Genomic DNA, 20,597 nt, shown 5'->3' with positions numbered 1-20,597 from the left:
AAGAAGTTCGCAAGCGAACTTCTTTTTTATTACTAATTTCAAATTAATTCTTTGAAGTAGAAACGTATGATGCCAAAACATTCTTCAAGTCGTTATCCTTGATAGAAACATCAGCCTTCTTCAAAACAGTTGCGATAACATCGCGCATTGTTTCTTGGTCTTGTGACATTGATTGGTAAATTTGGTTGTCAATTTCCTTCTTATGTGAAGCAAATGAACCCTTGGCTGGGTGGTTAATCATCTTGATAATATGGTAACCATATTGTGATTTAACTGGAGTCTTAGTAATTTCACCAGTCTTCAATTGGAATGCTGCCTTCTTGAAGCCAGCATCTAAACTTGTGTCGGTTGAATCAAAGGCAGGTAACTTACCAGCGTTTGCTTTAGTACCAGTATCTGTTGAGTACTTCTTAGCCAAAGCCTTGAAACTTTTACCGTCTTTTAATTGGCTGATAATGTCTTCAGCAGTTGACTTCTTAGTAACTAAGATATGTTGAACAGTAACTTTAGGTTGGTATGACTTCCAAGCCTTGTCTTCTTGACTCTTTGAAATTTTCTTGATGTCTTTCAAAGCTGCTTCGGAAAGCAAAGTAGTCTTCAAATTATCCTTGAAGCTTGATTCCGTCATGCCTTGTTGTTGTAAAACAGCGCTAAATTGAGAACCGTATTGCTTCTTGTAGTTATCAAATTGCTTGTTAACTTGGCTCTTTGAAACTTTACTGCCGTATTGTTGTTCCAAAACATGGTTGATAATCATGTTAGCCAAAGCTGATTGACCAGCTTGGGACTTCTTCATTTCGTTGTAGTAATCATTTTGAGTAATCTTACCACCCTTATATGAAGCAACAGTTTTACCGCCATTAGAACAAGCAGCAGTTGATAATGCAATTCCAGCTACAGCGATTACTGCGGCTGCCTTTTTCAAATATTTTTTCATAAAATAGATTCTCCACATCCTTAATAAATTAAGTCATCGACAACTAATATAACATAAATTAGCTGGCAGCGTTTTTAATTTTTCTATTTTCACAGAAAATTCAAACTTTCTTTACTATTTTTTGGCTTTAGTATTCAAATCAGCAGTTAATTCGTCACTTTGACCCTTTAAATCTTCGACTAGACGGGCCAATTTTGCTTGATAATATCCAATATCATTTTGTAAGGAGATAATTGCCTTTTGCGTCTCAGGAATAACCGCAGTTAATCTTTGTTTAGCTTCCTTTAAATTAGCGACAGACGAGACAAGATTATTAGTGTCTTCTACGGTGCCATCAACTTCATGTTTAATTGGTGCACTGTATCTAGTGCCTTTATTATCGGTTAGTATCGATAAGACCATGCCAAGAGCCGCACCAGCAGCAATACCTAAACTAAAATGTTTCATAAGTTACTCCTTAAAATTGGGCTTTAATTGCGTCAGCAATCTTTTGGTAATCGGCCTCACTGTACTTATCTGCATTGTTGCGTGTGGCAAGCTTAAGACCGTCGCCTTCAAACCGGGGAACAAAGTGGATGTGTGAGTGCATCACAACTTGGTTGGCGCTACTGCCATTATTGGTATTAATATTCATGCCAGTAATTTTAGGGTCAAACTTTTTGATTGCATTGGCAATTTCTGGGATATATTGCAAAAAGCGCCGCGCATCTTCTGATGTGTAATCAAAAAAGTTGGTAATATGCTTTTTGGGAACCATCAGGGTGTGACCCGGGTTTACTTGTGATAGGTCAAGGAAAGCCTTGACATCATCATTTTCAAAAACAGTGTAACTAGGAACGTCACCACGGATAATTTTACAAAATAAACAGTCTTCGTTTAATTCATTCATTTTTATACCTCTTTTATTTCAAAATTTAGTTTCTTTTAATATCATGCTATCATATAAAATGAGTAAATTCATTAAAAGAAAGACAGGAAATATGGTTCTGAAAATTGAGCACTTAACTGGTGGCTACACGGGCGTGCCAGTAATTAGAAATATTAACTTAGAGATTAAACCGGGCGAGGCCTTGGGTTTAATTGGACTAAATGGTGCGGGAAAGTCCACAACAATCAAGCATCTTTTGGGTTTATTAAGACCGCAAAAGGGGAAAATCAGACTTAATGGCGTGGAACTAACTAAGCAGCCGACGCAGTTTAAGCAAGAGGTTGCGTATATTCCAGAGACACCGGTTTTATATCCAGAATTAACCTTGGCGGAACATTTGGAATTGACAATGCTGGCTTACCAACTAATTCCGCAAACAGCTTGGGAGCGAGCAGAGAAATTATTAAAATTATTCCGCTTAGATGACAAGTTGGATTGGCTGCCAATTCACTTTTCAAAAGGGATGAAGCAGAAGGTAATGATTGTGACGGCCTTTTTAGCCGATACCAGCTTATTGGTGATTGATGAGCCGTTCACTGGTCTTGACCCGTTGGCAGTTGCTAATTTAATTGACTTAATTAAACAGGCAATTGCTGACGATAAGATGGTCTTGATGACGACCCACGTTTTAGCGGACGCTGAACAGGCAATCTCTAACTATGCGGTTTTAAATAATGGGACAATTGAAATAATTGGCAGCCTTGATGAAATTCGGGCACATTATGGTTTGAAGCCCAGCGATGCTTTTGATAAGCTTTATCAAGTTTTGAATCAGGAGCAGCACCATGCGTAGATTGGCTCAAATTCGACTTCAGAGTAATTTACGACAGTCATTAAAATATTTAATGTTAGTTTTCAACGATTTTTTTATCCTAGCGTTAATTTTTCTCTTTGGTGCCTTGATGTATTGGTATGCACAAAGCATGAAGACAATTCCGCAAGGATTATGGTTTTACCGGCCACTAGTTGCGGCGTTATTATGGCTGCCCTTATTAACCGGCAATCTAGTTACACTCCTGCAGCGTGCAGATTTACAATTTTTATTGCCGCAAGATGAGCAGATGAACTTATATTTAAGTCCTTTAGTTAAGTACAGTATGGTACTGCCAACATTATTAATTGTGCTGCTAGCCGGCATTTTATTTCCGTTTGCAACGATTAAGGCGGGACTAGCACCGGTAAGCTATTGGGAATTTGCAGTTGCCGTATGGCTTAGTAAGATTTTACAATTAAAAATCACCCAGCAAAATCTGTATTTTGGTCGGAAAATTTCATTAGTTTTAGTTAACTTGGCATTATTAATTGTTCTGTGTTTAGCAATAATGCAGCCGATATTAATTTGGTTGTTACTGGTCTTATTAGTAGCTGGCATTGTTGCGATGTACTTCTTTTTGGAACGGAAAACACTATTTGATTGGCGTTATGCTGTAGCTCTAGAAGAAAAACGTAAAAATCGGGTCTATACAGGCTTCAGCATGTTTACCGATGTTAAAGAAAAGCAAGTCACTATCAAGCGGCGGAAGTATCTAGACTTTTTGTTGCCGCGGTCACTTAAAAGCGAAAATCCTAACCGTTTTTTGTATCGGCGTGCGCTATTGCGGAATCCGGAAAATTTAAATTTGTTGGTGCGAATGACCGCTTTTGCAATTCTTATCTCATGGCTTGTCCAAAATTGGGCGTGGGCACTTGGATTATCTTGCCTAGTAATCTTTTTGACGGCTTATCAATTATTGCCTATGGCTGACGAGTTCGATGATAATATTATGTATCGCGTTGCACCAATTATGCGTCAAAATCGGGGCCACGACTTAATTGTTGCTTTAAGTTTACCAATGTTATTACAATGGTTATTGATTAGCGTGTCATGGCTGCTATTATTGCCGATTAACTTACAGTTGCTGGAGGCAATTGGTTTACTAGCCTGTTTTAGTGTATCTATTGTGCAGCTGTATCTACCATATAAGATTAAGAAGAGGAAGATTTAATAAATGAGATTACGTAACAAGCCGTGGGCCGTAGAATTAGTGAAGAACCATCCAGAGAGTGTTCTAGACCGACCAGACCCAGAAGTAAAGATTGACTGGGCAAAGCGGTTCCCTAAGCCTGAACAACCTTTAGAAATTGAAGTAGGCTCAGGGAAAGGGCATTTTATTACCACCTTGGCCGAGATGCACCCAGAGAAAAATTTTGTGGCGGTTGAACTGCAAATTACGGCTGCTGGCATTATCTTGCGCACAAAGCTTGATAAGCAACTAGATAATTTGCAGATTTTGTGTGCCGATGCGGCAGCAATTGATGCGTTTTTTGCACCCAATTCAACAGATGTCATTTACCTTAACTTTAGCGATCCGTGGCCAAAGACGCGTCACGAAAAACGCCGCTTGACTTACCAATCATTTTTAAGTAAATATGAAAAAGTCCTGACTGACACAGGCCAGATTGAGTTTAAAACGGATAATGCTGGGCTATTTGCGTATTCGCTGCAGAGTATGAACAATTACGGGATGCACTTTGACTTTGTGTCTGTTGATTTACACCATGAGGCAGAAGAAATTGTGACGCAAAACGTTGAAACAGAATATGAACACAAATTTGCTGCTAAAGGTAATCCAATTTATGCTCTTCATGCTGATTTTGGAGTAAAATAGTTAAGTATTGAATAACAATAAAAGAGGTTTTACTGATGGAACAAATTAAAGAATTAACTCAAGAAAAATTAATTGAAATTACTAAAAATGGCCGGACTGTCTTGGAATTTTCGGCTGATTGGTGCCCAGACTGCCGCTTCTTAGACCCATTTATGCCTGCGATTGAGCAAGATTTTGCCGATAGTAAGTTCTATCAAATTGACCGTGATGGCTCAATTGATTTGGCTAAAGAATTAAATATTATGGGAATTCCTTCATTTGTTGTCTACCAAGATGGCGCAGAAATTGGTAGACTAGTAAATAAGGATCGCAAGACTAAAGACGAAGTTGAGGACTTTTTGCGGTCACTCGACTAATGAAGGAGATAATTTAATGATTACTAGTATTAATAAACGCAGTTACCCTAACACCTTAATCGTGATTTTGGGTCAAGATAGTGGTAAGAGTGAATACGTCCAAAAGGGTGACATTACCCAAGTTATTGATGAAAAGGGCAACGTTACTGGTTATAACTTTTTTAACGTTGACCAAGTAATTGACTACGCTCAATTGCCAGATGGACAAGTTAAGTTAACCGCTGATGACCTGACTGCTTTGAATAAAAAATTGGCAGAAGCAGGCTTTGACGCTGAATTAGCCTATGGCAAGCCAACACTTGTCTATGGCTTGGTTAAAACTTGCGATAAGCACCCAGATTCTGACCATTTGCACGTCACAACAATTGAAGTTGGCGATGGCGAGGAACACCAAATCGTTTGTGGTGCCCCTAATATTGCTCAAGGTCAAAAAGTTGTCGTTGCCCTTCCTGGTACTTTAATGCCTAATGGTCAACAAATCTGGCCCGGTGACTTGCGCGGTGTTGCCTCATACGGGATGATTTGTTCGGCTCGTGAATTAGGCTTGGAACATGCAGAACAAAAGCGCGGGATCATGGTTGTTCCTGATGACTTTACGGTTGGCGCTGCTTTTGAACCAGAAAAATGCGATGAACTGCTAGCTAGCGGCAAGATTAAGCTATAAGTCGTCTGGAAAATTTGAATTTTACTCTATAAAGTTAAATAGTAATTAAAAAGGCTATCACGATTGTGACAGCCTTTTTACGTATACTTTTTTAAAATTGATTATTGAATTTGGTTATTTCTTCGCTTAGTGCTTGATAGACACTGGTAGCCTCCATTTCCTTTAGAACACTTAAACAATGTAGAGCTTCTTTTTGATTATGATGACAGATAGCTAGTCTGCCTTTGGCTAAAAACAGTTTGTCATAACGAAAAGAATGCTCAATAAGTGGTAATGCTCTATTTAAACTAGTAATTGCAGTGCTGAAATCTTGCCGTTCCATATAAAGAATGGCTTGATTAAGAAGAAAATTGACTTCTAATGATTTTAAAAATGGATAATTATTTTCAATTGTCTGAATTGCCTGTTCGGATATACTAGCCATAGTTTCTTCATCGAAAATAATAAAAATCAAATTTATTACGTACAAATCTAAAATAGTCCATGTTTCAATTTTAGCTAAATAATCATTCCAAATAGGTAAAATGAGCTCTTTAGCTAAGTTCAATTCATTTGCATTAATAGCCTTTAGCCCCTGTAGAATAGTTACCAATATATTCATAATTGGGTCTGAAATTGATATGTTACGTTGTCCAATTTGCTCAATTATTTTGTCGATCTTATCTGTTTCCGAGCTGTAAGCGATATTGAGAAAATCGTAAATTATCTTGTCATGTGTATCAAGCTGATAATTATTGCGAATATAAGAGAACTCCTCTTGTGTAATTCCTAAATTATTTATTAATTTAACTGCCAATTCATAAGCAGGTTCTTCAGCTGAATGCTCAATTTTAGAGATTGTTGATCTATTTATCTGAGTATTACTTGCTAACTGTTGTTGAGTAATGTTTCGTGACTTACGGATTTTCTGCAGGGTTTCACCAAAAGTTTTCATAATTTCTCTTTCTAAAAATATACAAATGTGAAATTTGGTAACAAATTGTCATTTGTATTTATAACCCTGATTTAATAAAAATGTCAATAAAAATTTATTAAATTGAAAGGAAGGTGATGTAAATTGAATGAAATTATAGATAACTTTATTAATCAAATAGAAAAATTAGCTCATGATGGTAACAAAAAGAAAAGTGGTATTCATGGAATAAAGCATAAGAATAGAACTTATATTTGTTATCATGATTTCAAATTCTTGAAATTATAAGTTGATGTAAGGAGATGTGTAAATTATGCTTGAATGTATTTTAGCCTTACAAAAATATGCTTTAAAGCATAAGGGTCATAAGCACAGGAATAACAAAAAGCATGGCAATGTTTCACTTTTATGTGGAAATGTAGTTCATGGACATAAAATTTCTGATATTTATTATTAATATTGCAGGTGATAATAATGAGTAATAATATTTTGCAGCTACAAAAAAAGCATAAATGTCATAAGCGAAAGAAAAAACTAAAATTTCATGTTTGTGTAGATGCGGATGGTAATACATATAAGTCTTTGATTTGTGGGCATACACTCGGAAGTATAAAATTGCCACCGATATTATAAATTCTGTTTTAAGTTTTAAGGGCACATCTTTAGGCTATTTTAGGATGTGCCTTTACTAGTTGAAATAGAATGAGAGTCTACTTATGGAAAAGAAGATAACTTTATATACTTTATCGTGGGGATTTGTTTTCGGGATATTGCTTAGTGTTTGTGGAACCTTTGTCAATATTTGGGTACCATTGGTAATTAAGCAGTTAGTGGATGCTAAAACCAAGATTGTTCATCATTTGAATATCAATTTGGCGTTAGTAGTTGCCGTGGCAATTATTCTAAGTGCTATTGTGAGTGCAATTAGTGAGTATCTCATCAGTGTTGCTGGCGATCGCAAGATTGCTGCTGTGCGGATGCAGGTTGAGCAGCATTTACTTACACTGCCAATGAGCTTTTTCGCTGATAAAAGAAGTGGTCAGCTTTCAAGTCGAGTAATTAATGATGCTGAGGTTGTACAGGATTTTATGACTGGCAGTATTCCAACGACGATTAATAGTTTGATTACGATTGTTGGTTCATTTTTAATTCTCTTTAGTCTTGATTGGCGATTAACATTATTTATTATTTTGTCTTTTTCATTAATTATTTTTATTGCTATTCCTATCGGGAAGATTAGCGAAAAGTTATCAGTAATTACGCAGAATAAGCTGAGTGAACTGTCAGGTCAAAGTACAGAAAATCTCTACAATATTCGCAGCATTAAGTTAAATAATGCCTATCGGCCAGTTTTAGCTAATTTTAAAGACGTTGTTAATAATCTCTTTAAGGTATCTAAGAGAACTGACAAGATTTTTTCAATTGTTGGGCCAATCCAAACCGTTTTTACTCTTGGCATCATTTTAATGATTATTATTTATGGTGGTATTCGTGTCCAGCAGCAGAGTTTGAGTATTGGAACATTAGTTTCTTTTTTAATATATCTTTTCCAGGTAATTGATCCTATTAACTCTTTAGGCAACTTTTATGCGGGATATAAGCAAGCTAAAGGTGCGACTGTCAAGCTTAATAAGATTCTAAATACGCAAGGTGAACAGGATGTTTATACAAAACAAATATCACAATTACCTGTATGTGGCGATTTAGTTTTGCAAAATGTGTCTTTTTCTTATAACGATCAAGAACCAGTTTTACAAAATGTGTCACTTGAGTTTGCAGCGGGTAAGAAGACAGCAATTGTCGGTCCATCTGGTGCAGGGAAAACAACAATTATTAACTTATTAGCAAGACTGTATGAGATAGAACATGGAAAACTACTTTTGGGTCAAGAACAAGCGTCAGAATATAAGTTGAGCACTTGGCGGGACATGTTTGCTGTTGTGACACAAGAAAATACAATTATTTCTGGAACAATTTATTTGAATTTAACCTTTGGTTTAGCCCAAAAACCAAAAGACAGTGAAATTTGGTCGGCACTTGAAAAAGCTAACTTAGCTGCTGAAATCAAAAAATTACCGCAAGGATTGCAAACGGTTGTTGGGGAGCAAGGTGTGGGTCTATCTGGTGGTCAGAGGCAGCGTTTGCAATTGGCACGTGCATATTTAAGAAACGCTAACTTTTTAATATTAGACGAAGCAACATCCAACTTAGATCCTGATTCCGAAAAAATTGTCTCGGATGCATTGAATAAAATTATGATGGGGCAGAAGACAACCTTAATTGTGATCGCACACAGACTGTCAACAATTGTTGATTCAGACAAAATCTACTTTTTGGATCAACATCGCGTTATTGGCAGTGGCACGCATAAAGACTTAATGCAAAAAGTTCCTAAGTATCAGCAGTTTGTTAAGGAACAAATTTTAGCAGTTAATGAATAGAAAGTAGGGCAATAATGGAATTAACGGGTAATGACTATCTCGGGTTTATCAAGGATGACAAGACATTATTTTATCAACCTAACAATAATCAGCAGGATGGTTTTAAATATATTAAGCCAACTGGCAAGCTTTATGATTATAGTGATAATTATTGGCATTACATTTTGTTTGATCATCAATTGCCTGAACAAGGTTGGAAAATCCATATTTCAGCTAATATTAAGGATGCTCAGCAACTCTTATTAGCTGTTAGTAAATATTTGGCAGTTAAACATGTAACATATAAATTTGTGAATACTTTTGATGAGTTGGTCCTAAGCAATTCAAAGTATGGCGACCGCGCAAGCTCAGGAAAGTTCATTACCGTTTACCCAAGAACTGATAAAGAATTTGTGGAGCTGCTTGATGAACTAGCGCAAGTTACGAGTGACTTTTTAGAGGGTCCATATATTTTAAGCGATAAGGAATGGCACGATACCCATATTTTTTATCGCTACGGTGCATTTAAAGAAATCAAAGCAAAAATTAATGGTAAAGAAGTATATTGCATCAGGGATAATCGTGGAAATCTAATTGAAGATAAAAGAGCGCCATACTATCAAGTTCCTGAGTTCATTGTGGAACCTGCTGAATTGCAATCTAATGTTCAACAATATAACAAATCTGAATTTAAGCAATTGATGAAGTATCGAATTGACTCTGCGTTGCATTTTAGTAATGCTGGTGGAGTTTATCATGCAACTTTAAATGGTAATGAGTGCGTCTTAAAAGAAGGTCGTGCTCATGCCGGTCTTGATGCTAATGGCTTGGATGGTTTTGAGCGAGTAGAACGCGAATATAAGGCTTTGGCAAAGTTGCATGATGTTCCAGAGACAGTTAATGTCTTTGAAAAATTTAAGGCATGGAAGCATTTATACTTGGTAGAAGAATATCTTGAAGGAGATACATTGGCTGACTTTATTGATAGTCAGTATCCGTTTACTGCAAGTAAAGCTGAAAAAAAGAAGTATGCCCAAAAATGTATTGCAATTATTAATGCATTGACAGTGGCAGTTGAGCATATCCATAGTTATGGCATAGCGATTGGTGATTTACAGCCAGATAATGTTATTTTACTTAATTTAACAGACAATATCATTAAATTAATTGACTTTGAAAACTCGCAAAAATTGACTGCTAAATATCAGCCGGGGATGGCAACACCAGGTTATGCTGATGTTAATGCTCACACTTTTGAGGAAGCTGATAACATTGCTTTGTATAAGATTGCACGTTATATGATTTTACCGATAGCCAGTGGTTTTGATTGGGCTCCTGAAATCGAGCAAGAACAGGATAAAAATATTGCTGATGAATTTGGTCCTGAAATTATAGACTTTTTTCATTGCTTGAAAAATAAGTTGAGCCTAGACTTTAATACTGCTACACGACACCCACAACATTATCAAGCAAATTTATCTAAGCCAAAAACAAGTTTTGATATAGATAACCTTGATAAAAATATCTCAGAAATAGCACAAGGGATTATCCAACATCTTGATTTTGATTTTCGGGGCTTAATTCGTGGTGATATTCCTGAATATGATTCTCAAATTAGTTATTATTCAGTAGCTAACGGTGCTTTTGGTGCAATTATGGCGTTGACAAGGTCCAATTGTTTAAATAGCAAGATTAATCACCAGATTCATAATTGGATTGACCAGCAGATTCCTATTATTAAAAAATTGCTAGATAATCAGGATAATAATAGCGGGTTACTTACAGGATTTACAGGTATTGCAGTGGTTTTAGCTGAACAGGGCTATCAAGAGTTGAGCGAGTTAATTATGGACAAATTGTTGTCTTGTAAATTAAAGCAAGATATTTCAATTTATTCTGGGATTTCTGGAGTAGGTCTAGCTTACTTAACGTTTTATTTGCAGAATAACGATCAGAAATATTTACGGCAAGCACAATTATTAGCTAAGAAGGTTAGTGAACTTACTCAATCAGAAAAATATACTAAAGAATGTGATAGTGGTTTGTTAACAGGCTGGTTAGGTGCAGCTCTGTTTTTGTGGAAAATGCATGTTGCTACTCAGTCTGAAAAATATCGAATAGAGACTTTAAGAATATTGCATTTGGTATTGAACAATTCACTCGAAATTAATCAAACAGTTGCTTATATTAAAGACAATACACTATCTTATGAACGGTTGATGCCGTATGTAAATCATGGTAATGCGGGTTTGGCGCTATTATTAATAGAATTTATGCAAGACAGCCCCGAAAGTATTAGTCAGAATGAAAAAGCTATATTACAAAAATTAATTAAAACCAATGATGTTTTTGTAACATATTTAGATGGCTTATTTGATGGCTTTATTAGCTTAATAGTTTTGGATACTGCAGTTGCCAATTTAACCGATGATAATCGATTAGCGCACAAGCTAAAATTGCTTAATAATTATATTGTAGGTCAAGGAGATGCAGTTTTCGTTCAGGGAAGATTCGGCTATAAACTATCACTTGATTTGACAACTGGTAATAGTGGCTTATTACTAGTACTTAATGATATTAAGCAGCATAAGTGGGGATCATGGCTGCCACTTTTTAAAAGCGATCAATTTAAATTATTCTGTTAAATAAATTGAAATGGCAAATCAAATTTCATAGTTCCTGATGCTTTATTGATTATATTCGGGTTAGCGTAAAGTATTTGTGGGGAAAATAAAAAATAGAAGAGAACCTTCTGCTAAAATGTAGTTTGAACAAAATTTACATTCAGAAAGGTTTTCTTCTATATGACTAGTTTACTACAAGATTTACAGCTTTTGTTAGATAATTTAACTACTGATACTAATAAGCTGCTGGACTGTCAGCTTACTTTCGATGATGTCTTAGAAGCATTCATGCAGAAATTGCGCCATTGGGGTTTAAAGCTAATTGGTTCTTATCTTGAGCAGCTTGATGCTAGTTATAAGCAGTTGCCTAGTCGCAAAAAGCAGTATGAAGTTAAAGCCATGCGTACATGTATTAAGCAGACTTTGTATGGGCAATTAACTTTTAAGCGTACTTATTACCAAGATAAACAAGACCAACATTATTTCTTTTGGCTTGATCAAGCCTTAGCTTTCACCAAGTATAGCCGGATGACCTTAGGCTTTAAGGCGGCTGTTTTAGAAAACGTAGCTAAATATCATTATCAGGCAGCCATTGATTTACTTAAATACAGTGATATCCATTCTAAAACAACGGTTATGAATATTGTTCATCGTGCAGGCCAGCTATTGCCTAATCAACCTGATCAGGTGCAACCACGAAATAAGCAAATTGTTTATTTAGAAGCTGATGAAGATCATGTCGCTTTTCAAGATGGCAGTAACCATTTTATGAAGTTAGTATACTTACATGAAGGCTATGATGAGAGCCAAAAACGGCATTGTTTAATTCAGCCCAAATATTTTACTGGTACTTATGCTGGCGCGGCTAATGAACAGCTGTGGGACGAGGTGCTGTGTTATTTAGAAGCCAATTATCCGCAAGCTAAGCAGTTTTATCTTGCTGGTGATGGCGCGCCTTGGATTAAGGCGGGCGCTAAATATCTACCTAACTGTAAGTTTGTCTTGGATCGCTTTCATTTATTAAAGTATTGCCGTCAAGCCGCTGTTAATACTAAGGCAGCCGCCGCTTATTGCTTATATCATTGGGCTTTAAGTGGTCAGCGGGATAAAGTAGAATTATACTTTGAAACTCGTTTTAGTGATCCTAGCTTAACGCCAAGCCAAACTGCAGCTCTTAACCAAGCTAAAACTTATCTTTTAAGTAATTGGCAAGCTATTCTCAATACGCAAGAACCTGATTATCAGCGTTGCACCGCTGAAGGCCACATCAGTCATTATTTGTCAGAAAGATTGAGTTCAAGACCAATGGGCTGGAGTAAGGTAGGAGCTGAAAGTGTAGCCAGAAGCATTATCTTCCAGTTAAATGGCGGCGATATTAGCCAATATTTGCTTAACGAGCAACGAAAAGCTGCTAAAGAGCAAAGAATTAGACAAGTAGACCATCGTTTTAAGGCAAAGAACAGACCGTATTATGAGCATTTTCAAGCAGACTTTGGCGAAACGACCAAGATACATTATTGGAATCAAGGGATCATTAATGGCGGGCAGATATTTGATTTACCCGAGCAAATAATTTAAAAGCAAAAACTACAAATAGCAGCAGGTAAAGGCTTAAAGTTTATTACCCACAAAAAGTTGACACTAACTATATTCGGCACTTGTTACTCTTTTGTCTGCAATAATGGTAAAATAATAAACGATTATTGAATAAAATTTGGAGCAAATGAAATGTTAGATAAAAACAAACAAATTTGGTTTATTGGAATTAAGGGTACAGGAATGGCTTCCTTAGCATTATTGCTGCACGACTTGGGCTACAATGTGGCTGGCAGTGACATTACGAAGTACACCTTTACTCAAGTGCCGCTGGAAAAAGCTGGAATTGAAGTTGCTGACTTTGCGGCAGCTAATATTAAGCCTACTGGTCAGGTAATTGTTAAAGGCAATGCTTTTAAAGATGATAACGTTGAAGTTAAAGCATGTGAGGACCAAGGAATTGCTTGGCAGAGCTATCCAGATACAGTTGAGGAAGTTGTTGCTATGCATACCAGTATCGGTATTTCTGGAACGCATGGTAAGACTTCAACCACTGGATTATTAGCTCATGTGCTTGGTGAAGCTGCACCGACATCTTATTTAATCGGTGATGGCGAGGGCAAGGGAGTTCAGAACTCGCGCTTCTTTGTTTATGAGGCTGATGAATACCGCCGCCACTTCCTGGCATATCACCCAGATTATCAAATTATGACTAACATTGACTTCGATCATCCCGATTATTTTAAAGATCAAGCTGATTACACCTCAGCCTTTCAGACGGCAGCCGATCAAACTAAGAAGGGACTCTTTGTCTGGGGTGGCAACAGCCGTCTGCAAGCATTGCAGACCAGTATTCCTAAGTACACTTATGGTTTTGATGATCGTGATGACTTTCAAGCTGTGAACATTGAACGGTCAACGACTGGTTCAACCTTTGATGTGTTGGCTCATGGTGAAAACATTGGTCGCTTTACTGTTCATTTGTTTGGTGACCATAATATTTTGAATACAACGGCGGTTGTTGCGGTTGCGCATACTGAAAATATTCCGTTAAAAGATATTCAAGAGGGCTTGTTAACTTATCATGGTGCTAAGCGCCGCTTCACCGAAACTGATTATGGCGACATTAATGTGATTGATGATTACGCTCACCACCCAACTGAGATGCGGGCTACCATTCAAGCTGCTCGCCAAAAGTTCCCGGGTAAACGCCTAGTTGTTGTCTTTCAACCACACACATTTTCTCGAACTAAAAAATATGCTAAGGATTTTGAGGAAATCTTGCGTAGTGTCGACAAGGCTTATGTAACACCGATTTACGCTTCAGCTCGTGAAAATACCGGTGATATTTCTAGTGAAGACTTAACCGCACAAATTCCGGGTTCTGAAGTAATTGATTTAGCAAATATCGCTGATTTAACCCAGAATCATGACAGCGTCATTATCTTCATGGGTGCCGGTGACATTCCAAAATACGAGGATGCCTTCGCTAAATTATTGCAGAAATAAATTAACTAAGAAACTAGTTGCAATGCGACTAGTTTTTTTAAACCATAATTAAGTCAGTAACCTGCTAGAAGCCGTTAAAACTGTTAGAATGGTATGTGAATTAACTGACGATTGAATAATGAGGAGAATTATGGCTGATCAAAAATTACTTTTAATTGATGGTAACTCTGTTGCCTTTCGTGCGTTTTATGCACTTTATCGGCAGCTCGAAAATTTCAAAAACGCTGAGGGTCTGCACACCAATGCTATTTATGCTTTTAAAAATATGCTGGATGTTTTATTAAAAGACGTTAGGCCAGATTATGTCCTGGTTGCCTTTGATGCCGGCAAGACAACTTTTAGAAATAAAATGTATGGCGACTACAAGGGTGGTCGGCAAAAGACACCACCAGAATTATTGGAGCAGCTACCATATATTCAGGAATTGCTGCATGATTTGGGGATTGCCACCTACGAATTGAAAGATTATGAAGCCGATGATATTATTGGTACTTTTGCGCGTCTTGGTGAAGAACAAAATATGACGGTGACGATTGTTACTGGGGATAAGGACTTAACCCAGCTGGCTTCAGAAAAGACGACAGTCATGGTAACTAAGTCTGGAGTTTCAGACCTCGAAGCCTACACTCCTGAGCACATGAAGGAAGTTAATGGTGTCACACCAACCGAATTCATTGATATGAAGGCATTGATGGGTGATAATTCTGATAATTATCCTGGCGTAACCAAGGTTGGTCCGAAGACGGCTTCACGCTTAATCCAGCAATATGGCTCGGTTGAAGGTCTTTATGAGCATGTCGCCGACATGAAGAAGTCCAAGTTAAAGGAAAACTTGATTAATGATCAGGACAAGGCATTTTTAGCTAAAAAGTTGGCGACAATTGACCGTGAAAGTCCAGTGACCATTAATTTGGCAGATGTTAAGTGGCAAAAAGTTGATCAGGACAAGTTGCGGCAATTTTACGAAAAGATGAATTTTCGCAAATTTTTAAGTCAACTAGATGCCGCTGCTACTGGCGATGATGATGTCCCGAAAGAAGAAGTTAAGATTGACTATGTTGAACTGACTAAGGAGCAATTAGAACAAATTAAGGTTGACGAGCAGACGACTGTTAGTTTTTATTTGGGGATGCTGGGTGCTAATTATCACTTGGCTGACTTTGTCGGTTTTGCTCTTAAAATTGGTGAGCAAACTTATGTCAGTCGTGATATTGAGTTGTTGCAAATCCAGCCGTTAAAGCAACTTTTAGAAAATGCTCAAATTAAGAAGGATGTCTTTGACCTTAAACGGACAATGGTTGGCCTTAACCGATTAGATATTCATGTTCATGGAATTGATTACGACATGCTTCTAGCATCTTACTTGGTAAATAATGAAAACAACTCCAATGACATGGGTGAGGTTTGCCATTTGTATGGTGACTATTCTGTTAAGAGTGACTTTGAAGTTTATGGTAAGGGCAAAAAGGAACACATTCCTGATGACGACCAGATTTTGTTCAGTCATTTGGCCAGCAAGGCTCAGTCAATTGTTAGATTAAAGAATGAATTACTCAAGCGCCTTAAGGATCATGAGCAAGACGATCTGTATGCTAGCATTGAAATTCCAGTAGCACGCGTTTTAGCGGTGATGGAAATAAACGGCATTAAGGTGCAAGCTGGCACTTTAATTCAGTTGCAGAACGAGTTTGCAGTTGAATTACAGGAACTTGAGAACAAAATTTACCAAGAGGCTGGGGAGCGCTTTAATCTTAACTCGCCTAAGCAATTAGGGCACATTTTGTTTGAAAAGATGGGCTTGCCACCGGTTAAAAAGACTAAAACTGGTTATTCCACTTCAGTTGATGTTTTAAACCAGTTAAAAGAGCAGAGCCCGGTTATTGACGAGATTTTGACTTACCGGCAAATTGCTAAAATTCAGTCAACTTACGTCAAGGGATTGCTGGATGTAATTCAAAAAGATGGTCGCGTCCATACGCGTTATTTACAAACGTTAACGGCAACAGGTCGATTGTCTTCAGTTGATCCTAACTTGCAAAATATCCCAACAAGAACAGAGGAAGGCAAGCAAATTCGCAAGGCGTTTGTGCCAAGTACTCCTGATGGCTATATTTTCTCTTGCGATTATTCGCAAATTGAATTGCGGGTATTGGCGCAGGTTTCTGGTGATGAGCATATGCAGGAAGCCTTCAAGACCGGGTATGATATTCACTCACATACCGCGATGAAGATTTTCCATTTAGATTCTCCAGATGAAGTCACACCGCTGATGCGTCGCCGGGCCAAGGCCGTTAACTTTGGGATTGTTTATGGCATTTCCGATTATGGCCTGTCCAAGAATTTGAACATTAGCCGCAAGCAAGCCAAAGAATTTATTGATAATTATTTTGAACAATATCCGCAAATTCGCGATTATATGGACAAGGCTGTTCAGGAAGCACGTGAAAAAGGCTACGCCGAAACAATCATGCACCGGCGGCGCTATTTGCCTGACATTCATGCCAAGAACTTTAATGTGCGGTCATTTGCGGAAAGAACCGCGATTAATTCGCCAATTCAGGGGTCAGCTGCCGACATTATTAAGATTGCCATGATTAACATGCAACAAAAGTTAGACGAGTTGCACCTTAAGACCAAGATGGTGGTGCAGGTGCATGATGAGTTGATTTTTGATGTTCCTAAGGATGAACTAGAAACGATTAAGAAGATTGTCCCAGAAGTGATGCAGTCTGCAGTTCGACTTGATATTCCGCTGATTGCTGACTCAGGTTGGGGCCATAATTGGTACGATGCAAAGTAAGGAGATAGATTAATGCCAGAAATGCCAGAAGTTGAGACAGTGCGCCGCACCTTGCTTCCTTTAATTAAGGGAAAAACAATCAAACAGGTAACACTGTGGTATCCCAAAATTATTGCTAGTGATCCCGATGAATTTGTTAAGCAAGTTGCAGGACAGCAGGTTTTAACGATTGATCGCTATGCCAAGTATTTATTAATTCGCTTAAGTGGTGATCTGACAATCGTGTCGCATTTGCGCATGGAAGGTAAATATCGGCTGACAATGGTTGCTGCACCTAAAGATAAACATGATCACGTGCAGTTTGCTTTCACCGATGATACGGCGCTACGCTATAATGACGTGCGCAAATTTGGGCGGATGCAGTTAGTAGCAACGGGAACTGAACGGGTAGTTACTGGAATTAGCAAGTTGGGCTTTGAGCCGAATTCTGCCGCCTTTACAACGGAATTTTTAGCAGCAGGTCTTAGTCGCAAGAAGAAAAATATTAAAAGCACTTTGCTTGATCAGACCATTGTGGCGGGCTTAGGTAATATTTATGTCGATGAAGTTTTGTGGAAAACCAAAATTCACCCGTTAAGTAGCGCTAATAAAATTCCTAAAAAGAAAGTGGCAGAGCTGCATGATAATATTAATGAGCTGATTGCACTGGCGATTACAAAACACGGTACTACTGTACATACTTATCTTGATGCTAACGGCGAAACCGGTGGCTTTCAAAAGATGCTGCGAGTCTATGGTCATCAGGGGGAGCCGTGTGCGCGCTGTGGCAATTTGCTCGAAAAAATCAAGGTTAATGGTCGTGGTACTACTTTTTGTCCTAAGTGTCAGGTGGTCTACAAATGACACTAGTGTTGGGCCTAACTGGTGGTATTGCTAGTGGTAAAAGTACGGCAGATGCCTTTTTTAGAAAAAAGGGGCTGCCCATTATCGACAGCGACCTAATTGCTCATCAAATTTTAAATGTTGGTGAAGCTGGCTATCTGCAAGTTATCCAATATTTTGGCAAAAAGTTTTTAAATTCAGACCAAACAATTAATCGGCATCAGCTTGGCAAAGTGGTGTTTAGTAGTCCTGAGCAGCTGGCAATCCTGAATAAAATTACTCATCCATTGATTTTTCAAACAATTCAGGCTAAAATTACGCAAAATAAGCAAGCGGGCAAGCAGTTAATCATTGTTGATGCCCCGGTCTTATTTGAATCAGGCGGTCAAAAATACTGCGATAAAACTTTGCTAATTGCAATTCCCGAAGACATGCAGATTGAGCGGTTAATGCAGCGTGATCAATTGACGCGCCAAGCGGCACTAAATCGGATTAAAAGTCAGATGCCACTTGCACAAAAAATCAAGTTGGCCGATTATGTAGTTACAAATACTGGTACAATAGAAGAATTAGAAGCCAAATTGGCTGAGTTGTTACTTAAGTTAAAAGGAGAGAAGAATGGAATGTCCTAATTGTCGGCAAAATGCCTCACGTGTCATTGATTCTCGGCCCAGCGATGAAAACCGGGCAATTAGACGCAGACGTGAATGTGAAAATTGTGGCTTTCGTTTTACAACTTTTGAACGTGTTGAAACGACCCCGTTGTTAGTTATTAAAAATGATGGTACAAGAGAGCCATTCAGTCGTAAAAAGATTTTGCATGGTGTGATGGCTGCCGGTCAAAAGCGGCCGATTACTAGCGCGCAGTTTGAGCAACTGGTTGACCATGTTGAAAATAAGGTAAGAAAACAAGGCGTTAGTGAGATTTCTTCAAAGAAAATCGGTCAAGTTGTGATGGATGAGCTGGCTGATATTGACGATGTTGCTTACATTCGCTTTGCTTCCATTTACCGAGAATTTAAAGATATGTCCAGTTTTATGAAGACCATGGAAGACATGATTGCTAAACGTGAGGAGAAGGGAACTACTGATGTTTGAGACTTCTAATCCCAAGCAGCCCTTTTTTATCATTAATCGCGTGACGGTTTTTCCGCAAGATTTACAAGTTTTAATTAAGCTTTATCAGCCGCTAATTGGTGCTAGTGGGGTTGCTCTTTATTTAACGCTAATGGCAGACTACGATGCTGCCGCAATTTTGTCAGATAGCAAGGGTATTTACCATCTGCAGGAGCAACTTGACTGCAGTTTGAAAGAATTATTTCAGGCGCTGCATAAGTTAGAAGCAGTAGGATTGGTTAAGACCCGCATTATCAAGAATGAGATCATGGGGCAAGTGCTGCTGTTTTCTTTAAACCGCGTACCTGACAGTAGTGAGTTTTTTGCGACGGCATTACTGGCAAGTTTGTTAAAAGAAAAAGTTGGCGTGACAACTTTTCAGCGATTAAGCCATTTATTTGCGCAAGAAAATAAGCGTAGTGAGAATCAGGTTAACGGTGTGCAAACCGCTAAGGATGTTTCTGCTTCATTTATGGATGTCTTTCGCTTGCCAGATGAAGAAGCAATTAGTCCGTCGTCTGATGTTCAGCGAGCTGCACAGGAAAATCAGGTCAAGCAGGCTGCGACAGCCAGTGTTAATGAGCAGGATCAAATTGACTGGCAGTTTATGAAAGAACAGTTTGAAATTTACCAGATTGCAGCTAGTGAAATTGATAAAAATCGTCCGGCTATTCGGGGAATAATGCGTACTTATGGCTTGTCAGAGCAGGAATTTGTGGATGAAACTTTGCCGTGTTTGCATGACAGTTATCAGCTTGACATGCCGTTAATTAAGCGAACTATTGCGGAAAATATTCACGCAGAGGGCACGCGGAAAAATCTGCAGCAAACGCAGGATCCACAAGCGACAATTCAGGATAATTCTAGTTTGAGCTTGCGTGACCAGCGAATTTTACAATTGGCGCAGACTAAGTCGCCGGCCCAGTTTTTGTATCGCTTAAAAACCGATAAACATGATTATGTTGATGCTAGTGAGTATAAGGTGCTAGATAATTTGTTTAACCAAAAGGATATTCCAGCGGAATTGCTCAATATTTTGACGTATGCCTGCTTGAATAGTGGACCGTCTGTGTCTTACCGTTTGGCCAATACGATCTTGCATGATTGGCTGCAGCATGGCGTTAAGACTGGGAGCCAGGCTTTGGAATATATGGAGAAACGTCAGCAAAAGAAGAGTTATTACCCCCGTTATTCGACAAAACCTAAACGTGTTGAAAAGGGGACTGACTGGAGTAAAAAGACGGCAACGCAAAGCACTAATGTTTCTTCCGCTGACTTGAAGAAGTTCTTTAAGGATTTAGAAGATAAAAATGGCATGAAGTAG

General features: G+C 38.1%; 18 protein-coding genes. 14 read left to right on the top strand and 4 right to left on the bottom strand.

Features of this window, described 5'->3' with window-relative positions; genetic code table 11:
• Window positions 1–43 precede the first annotated feature (43 nt).
• From OZX76_RS06810 to OZX76_RS06800, 3 genes are all read right to left on the bottom strand, one after another.
• Window positions 44–937 (bottom strand): peptidylprolyl isomerase PrsA, encoded by an 894-nt coding sequence (locus OZX76_RS06810; protein WP_277178957.1) that lies wholly within the window; start codon window positions 935–937, stop codon window positions 44–46.
• A gap of 114 nt (window positions 938–1,051) precedes the next feature.
• A complete protein-coding gene (locus OZX76_RS06805) occupies window positions 1,052–1,384 on the bottom strand; it encodes a hypothetical protein (protein WP_277178955.1) in 333 nt (110 codons plus the stop codon).
• Window positions 1,385–1,394: 10 nt separating this feature from the next.
• Entirely contained in the window at window positions 1,395–1,826 is a 432-nt protein-coding gene (locus OZX76_RS06800; protein WP_277178953.1) for an HIT family protein, read from the bottom strand.
• Window positions 1,827–1,917: 91 nt separating this feature from the next.
• Between OZX76_RS06800 and OZX76_RS06795 the strand changes: the two genes are divergently transcribed.
• Genes OZX76_RS06795 through ytpR form a run of 5 tightly spaced genes read left to right on the top strand, consistent with a single transcriptional unit; the run spans window position 1,918 to window position 5,533 of the window.
• A complete protein-coding gene (locus OZX76_RS06795) occupies window positions 1,918–2,658 on the top strand; it encodes an ABC transporter ATP-binding protein (RefSeq protein WP_277178952.1) in 741 nt (246 codons plus the stop codon).
• Entirely contained in the window at window positions 2,651–3,850 is a 1,200-nt protein-coding gene (locus OZX76_RS06790; protein ID WP_277178949.1) for an ABC transporter permease, read from the top strand. Before OZX76_RS06795 ends, OZX76_RS06790 begins: the two co-directional genes overlap by 8 nt.
• Before the next feature lie 3 nt (window positions 3,851–3,853).
• Complete coding sequence (gene trmB / locus OZX76_RS06785) at window positions 3,854–4,513, top strand: tRNA (guanosine(46)-N7)-methyltransferase TrmB (RefSeq protein WP_277178947.1); 660 nt, start codon at window positions 3,854–3,856, stop codon at window positions 4,511–4,513.
• 35 nt (window positions 4,514–4,548) lie between these two features.
• A complete protein-coding gene (locus tag OZX76_RS06780; protein WP_277178945.1) occupies window positions 4,549–4,869 on the top strand; it encodes a thioredoxin family protein in 321 nt (106 codons plus the stop codon).
• 16 nt (window positions 4,870–4,885) lie between these two features.
• Complete coding sequence (gene ytpR, locus OZX76_RS06775) at window positions 4,886–5,533, top strand: YtpR family tRNA-binding protein (protein WP_277178943.1); 648 nt, start codon at window positions 4,886–4,888, stop codon at window positions 5,531–5,533.
• A gap of 91 nt (window positions 5,534–5,624) precedes the next feature.
• On the opposite strand, the gene OZX76_RS06770 is transcribed toward ytpR, so the two are convergent.
• Window positions 5,625–6,467, bottom strand: coding sequence for an Rgg/GadR/MutR family transcriptional regulator (locus OZX76_RS06770; protein ID WP_277178941.1), 843 nt, complete (start codon window positions 6,465–6,467; stop codon window positions 5,625–5,627).
• Between the two features lie 695 nt (window positions 6,468–7,162).
• On the opposite strand from OZX76_RS06770, the gene OZX76_RS06765 reads away from it, so the two are divergent.
• The 9 genes from OZX76_RS06765 (at window position 7,163) to OZX76_RS06725 (ending at window position 20,597) form a co-directional block, all read left to right on the top strand.
• Complete coding sequence (locus tag OZX76_RS06765; RefSeq protein ID WP_277178939.1) at window positions 7,163–8,887, top strand: ABC transporter ATP-binding protein; 1,725 nt, start codon at window positions 7,163–7,165, stop codon at window positions 8,885–8,887.
• Between the two features lie 14 nt (window positions 8,888–8,901).
• Complete coding sequence (lanKC, locus tag OZX76_RS06760) at window positions 8,902–11,511, top strand: class III lanthionine synthetase LanKC (protein ID WP_277178937.1); 2,610 nt, start codon at window positions 8,902–8,904, stop codon at window positions 11,509–11,511.
• 159 nt (window positions 11,512–11,670) lie between these two features.
• A complete protein-coding gene (locus tag OZX76_RS06755) occupies window positions 11,671–13,068 on the top strand; it encodes an ISLre2 family transposase (protein WP_277178935.1) in 1,398 nt (465 codons plus the stop codon).
• Between the two features lie 150 nt (window positions 13,069–13,218).
• Window positions 13,219–14,535 (top strand): UDP-N-acetylmuramate--L-alanine ligase, encoded by a 1,317-nt coding sequence (murC, locus tag OZX76_RS06750; RefSeq protein WP_277178933.1) that lies wholly within the window; start codon window positions 13,219–13,221, stop codon window positions 14,533–14,535.
• Window positions 14,536–14,665: 130 nt separating this feature from the next.
• Window positions 14,666–17,335, top strand: a complete 2,670-nt coding sequence (gene polA / locus OZX76_RS06745; RefSeq protein ID WP_277178931.1) for a DNA polymerase I — start codon at window positions 14,666–14,668, stop codon at window positions 17,333–17,335.
• A 12-nt stretch (window positions 17,336–17,347) separates the two neighbouring features.
• On the top strand, window positions 17,348–18,178 hold the full coding sequence (mutM, locus tag OZX76_RS06740) for a bifunctional DNA-formamidopyrimidine glycosylase/DNA-(apurinic or apyrimidinic site) lyase (protein ID WP_277178929.1): 831 nt from the start codon (window positions 17,348–17,350) through the stop codon (window positions 18,176–18,178).
• Window positions 18,175–18,789 carry a dephospho-CoA kinase gene (coaE, locus tag OZX76_RS06735; protein ID WP_277178927.1) on the top strand — a complete coding sequence of 205 codons (615 nt, stop codon included), beginning with the start codon at window positions 18,175–18,177 and terminating at the stop codon, window positions 18,787–18,789. Before mutM ends, coaE begins: the two co-directional genes overlap by 4 nt.
• A complete protein-coding gene (gene nrdR, locus OZX76_RS06730) occupies window positions 18,776–19,255 on the top strand; it encodes a transcriptional regulator NrdR (protein WP_277178925.1) in 480 nt (159 codons plus the stop codon). Before coaE ends, nrdR begins: the two co-directional genes overlap by 14 nt.
• On the top strand, window positions 19,248–20,597 hold the full coding sequence (locus OZX76_RS06725; protein ID WP_277178923.1) for a DnaD domain protein: 1,350 nt from the start codon (window positions 19,248–19,250) through the stop codon (window positions 20,595–20,597). Before nrdR ends, OZX76_RS06725 begins: the two co-directional genes overlap by 8 nt.

Source organism: Lactobacillus sp. ESL0677 (assembly GCF_029392875.1).
GTDB lineage: Bacteria > Bacillota > Bacilli > Lactobacillales > Lactobacillaceae > Lactobacillus.
This window is presented reverse-complemented; position numbering and strand designations above follow the sequence as displayed.

What these genes read in the sequence shown, in the direction of transcription:
- OZX76_RS06810 (WP_277178957.1), bottom strand. Translation starts at nt 937, where the DNA reads ATGAAAAAATATTTGAAAAAGGCAGCCGCAGTAATCGCTGTAGCTGGA.
- OZX76_RS06805 (WP_277178955.1), bottom strand. Translation starts at nt 1,384, where the DNA reads ATGAAACATTTTAGTTTAGGTATTGCTGCTGGTGCGGCTCTTGGCATG.
- OZX76_RS06800 (WP_277178953.1), bottom strand. Translation starts at nt 1,826, where the DNA reads ATGAATGAATTAAACGAAGACTGTTTATTTTGTAAAATTATCCGTGGT.
- OZX76_RS06795 (WP_277178952.1), top strand. Translation starts at nt 1,918, where the DNA reads ATGGTTCTGAAAATTGAGCACTTAACTGGTGGCTACACGGGCGTGCCA.
- OZX76_RS06790 (WP_277178949.1), top strand. Translation starts at nt 2,651, where the DNA reads ATGCGTAGATTGGCTCAAATTCGACTTCAGAGTAATTTACGACAGTCA.
- trmB (WP_277178947.1), top strand. Translation starts at nt 3,854, where the DNA reads ATGAGATTACGTAACAAGCCGTGGGCCGTAGAATTAGTGAAGAACCAT.
- OZX76_RS06780 (WP_277178945.1), top strand. Translation starts at nt 4,549, where the DNA reads ATGGAACAAATTAAAGAATTAACTCAAGAAAAATTAATTGAAATTACT.
- ytpR (WP_277178943.1), top strand. Translation starts at nt 4,886, where the DNA reads ATGATTACTAGTATTAATAAACGCAGTTACCCTAACACCTTAATCGTG.
- OZX76_RS06770 (WP_277178941.1), bottom strand. Translation starts at nt 6,467, where the DNA reads ATGAAAACTTTTGGTGAAACCCTGCAGAAAATCCGTAAGTCACGAAAC.
- OZX76_RS06765 (WP_277178939.1), top strand. Translation starts at nt 7,163, where the DNA reads ATGGAAAAGAAGATAACTTTATATACTTTATCGTGGGGATTTGTTTTC.
- lanKC (WP_277178937.1), top strand. Translation starts at nt 8,902, where the DNA reads ATGGAATTAACGGGTAATGACTATCTCGGGTTTATCAAGGATGACAAG.
- OZX76_RS06755 (WP_277178935.1), top strand. Translation starts at nt 11,671, where the DNA reads ATGACTAGTTTACTACAAGATTTACAGCTTTTGTTAGATAATTTAACT.
- murC (WP_277178933.1), top strand. Translation starts at nt 13,219, where the DNA reads ATGTTAGATAAAAACAAACAAATTTGGTTTATTGGAATTAAGGGTACA.
- polA (WP_277178931.1), top strand. Translation starts at nt 14,666, where the DNA reads ATGGCTGATCAAAAATTACTTTTAATTGATGGTAACTCTGTTGCCTTT.
- mutM (WP_277178929.1), top strand. Translation starts at nt 17,348, where the DNA reads ATGCCAGAAATGCCAGAAGTTGAGACAGTGCGCCGCACCTTGCTTCCT.
- coaE (WP_277178927.1), top strand. Translation starts at nt 18,175, where the DNA reads ATGACACTAGTGTTGGGCCTAACTGGTGGTATTGCTAGTGGTAAAAGT.
- nrdR (WP_277178925.1), top strand. Translation starts at nt 18,776, where the DNA reads ATGGAATGTCCTAATTGTCGGCAAAATGCCTCACGTGTCATTGATTCT.
- OZX76_RS06725 (WP_277178923.1), top strand. Translation starts at nt 19,248, where the DNA reads ATGTTTGAGACTTCTAATCCCAAGCAGCCCTTTTTTATCATTAATCGC.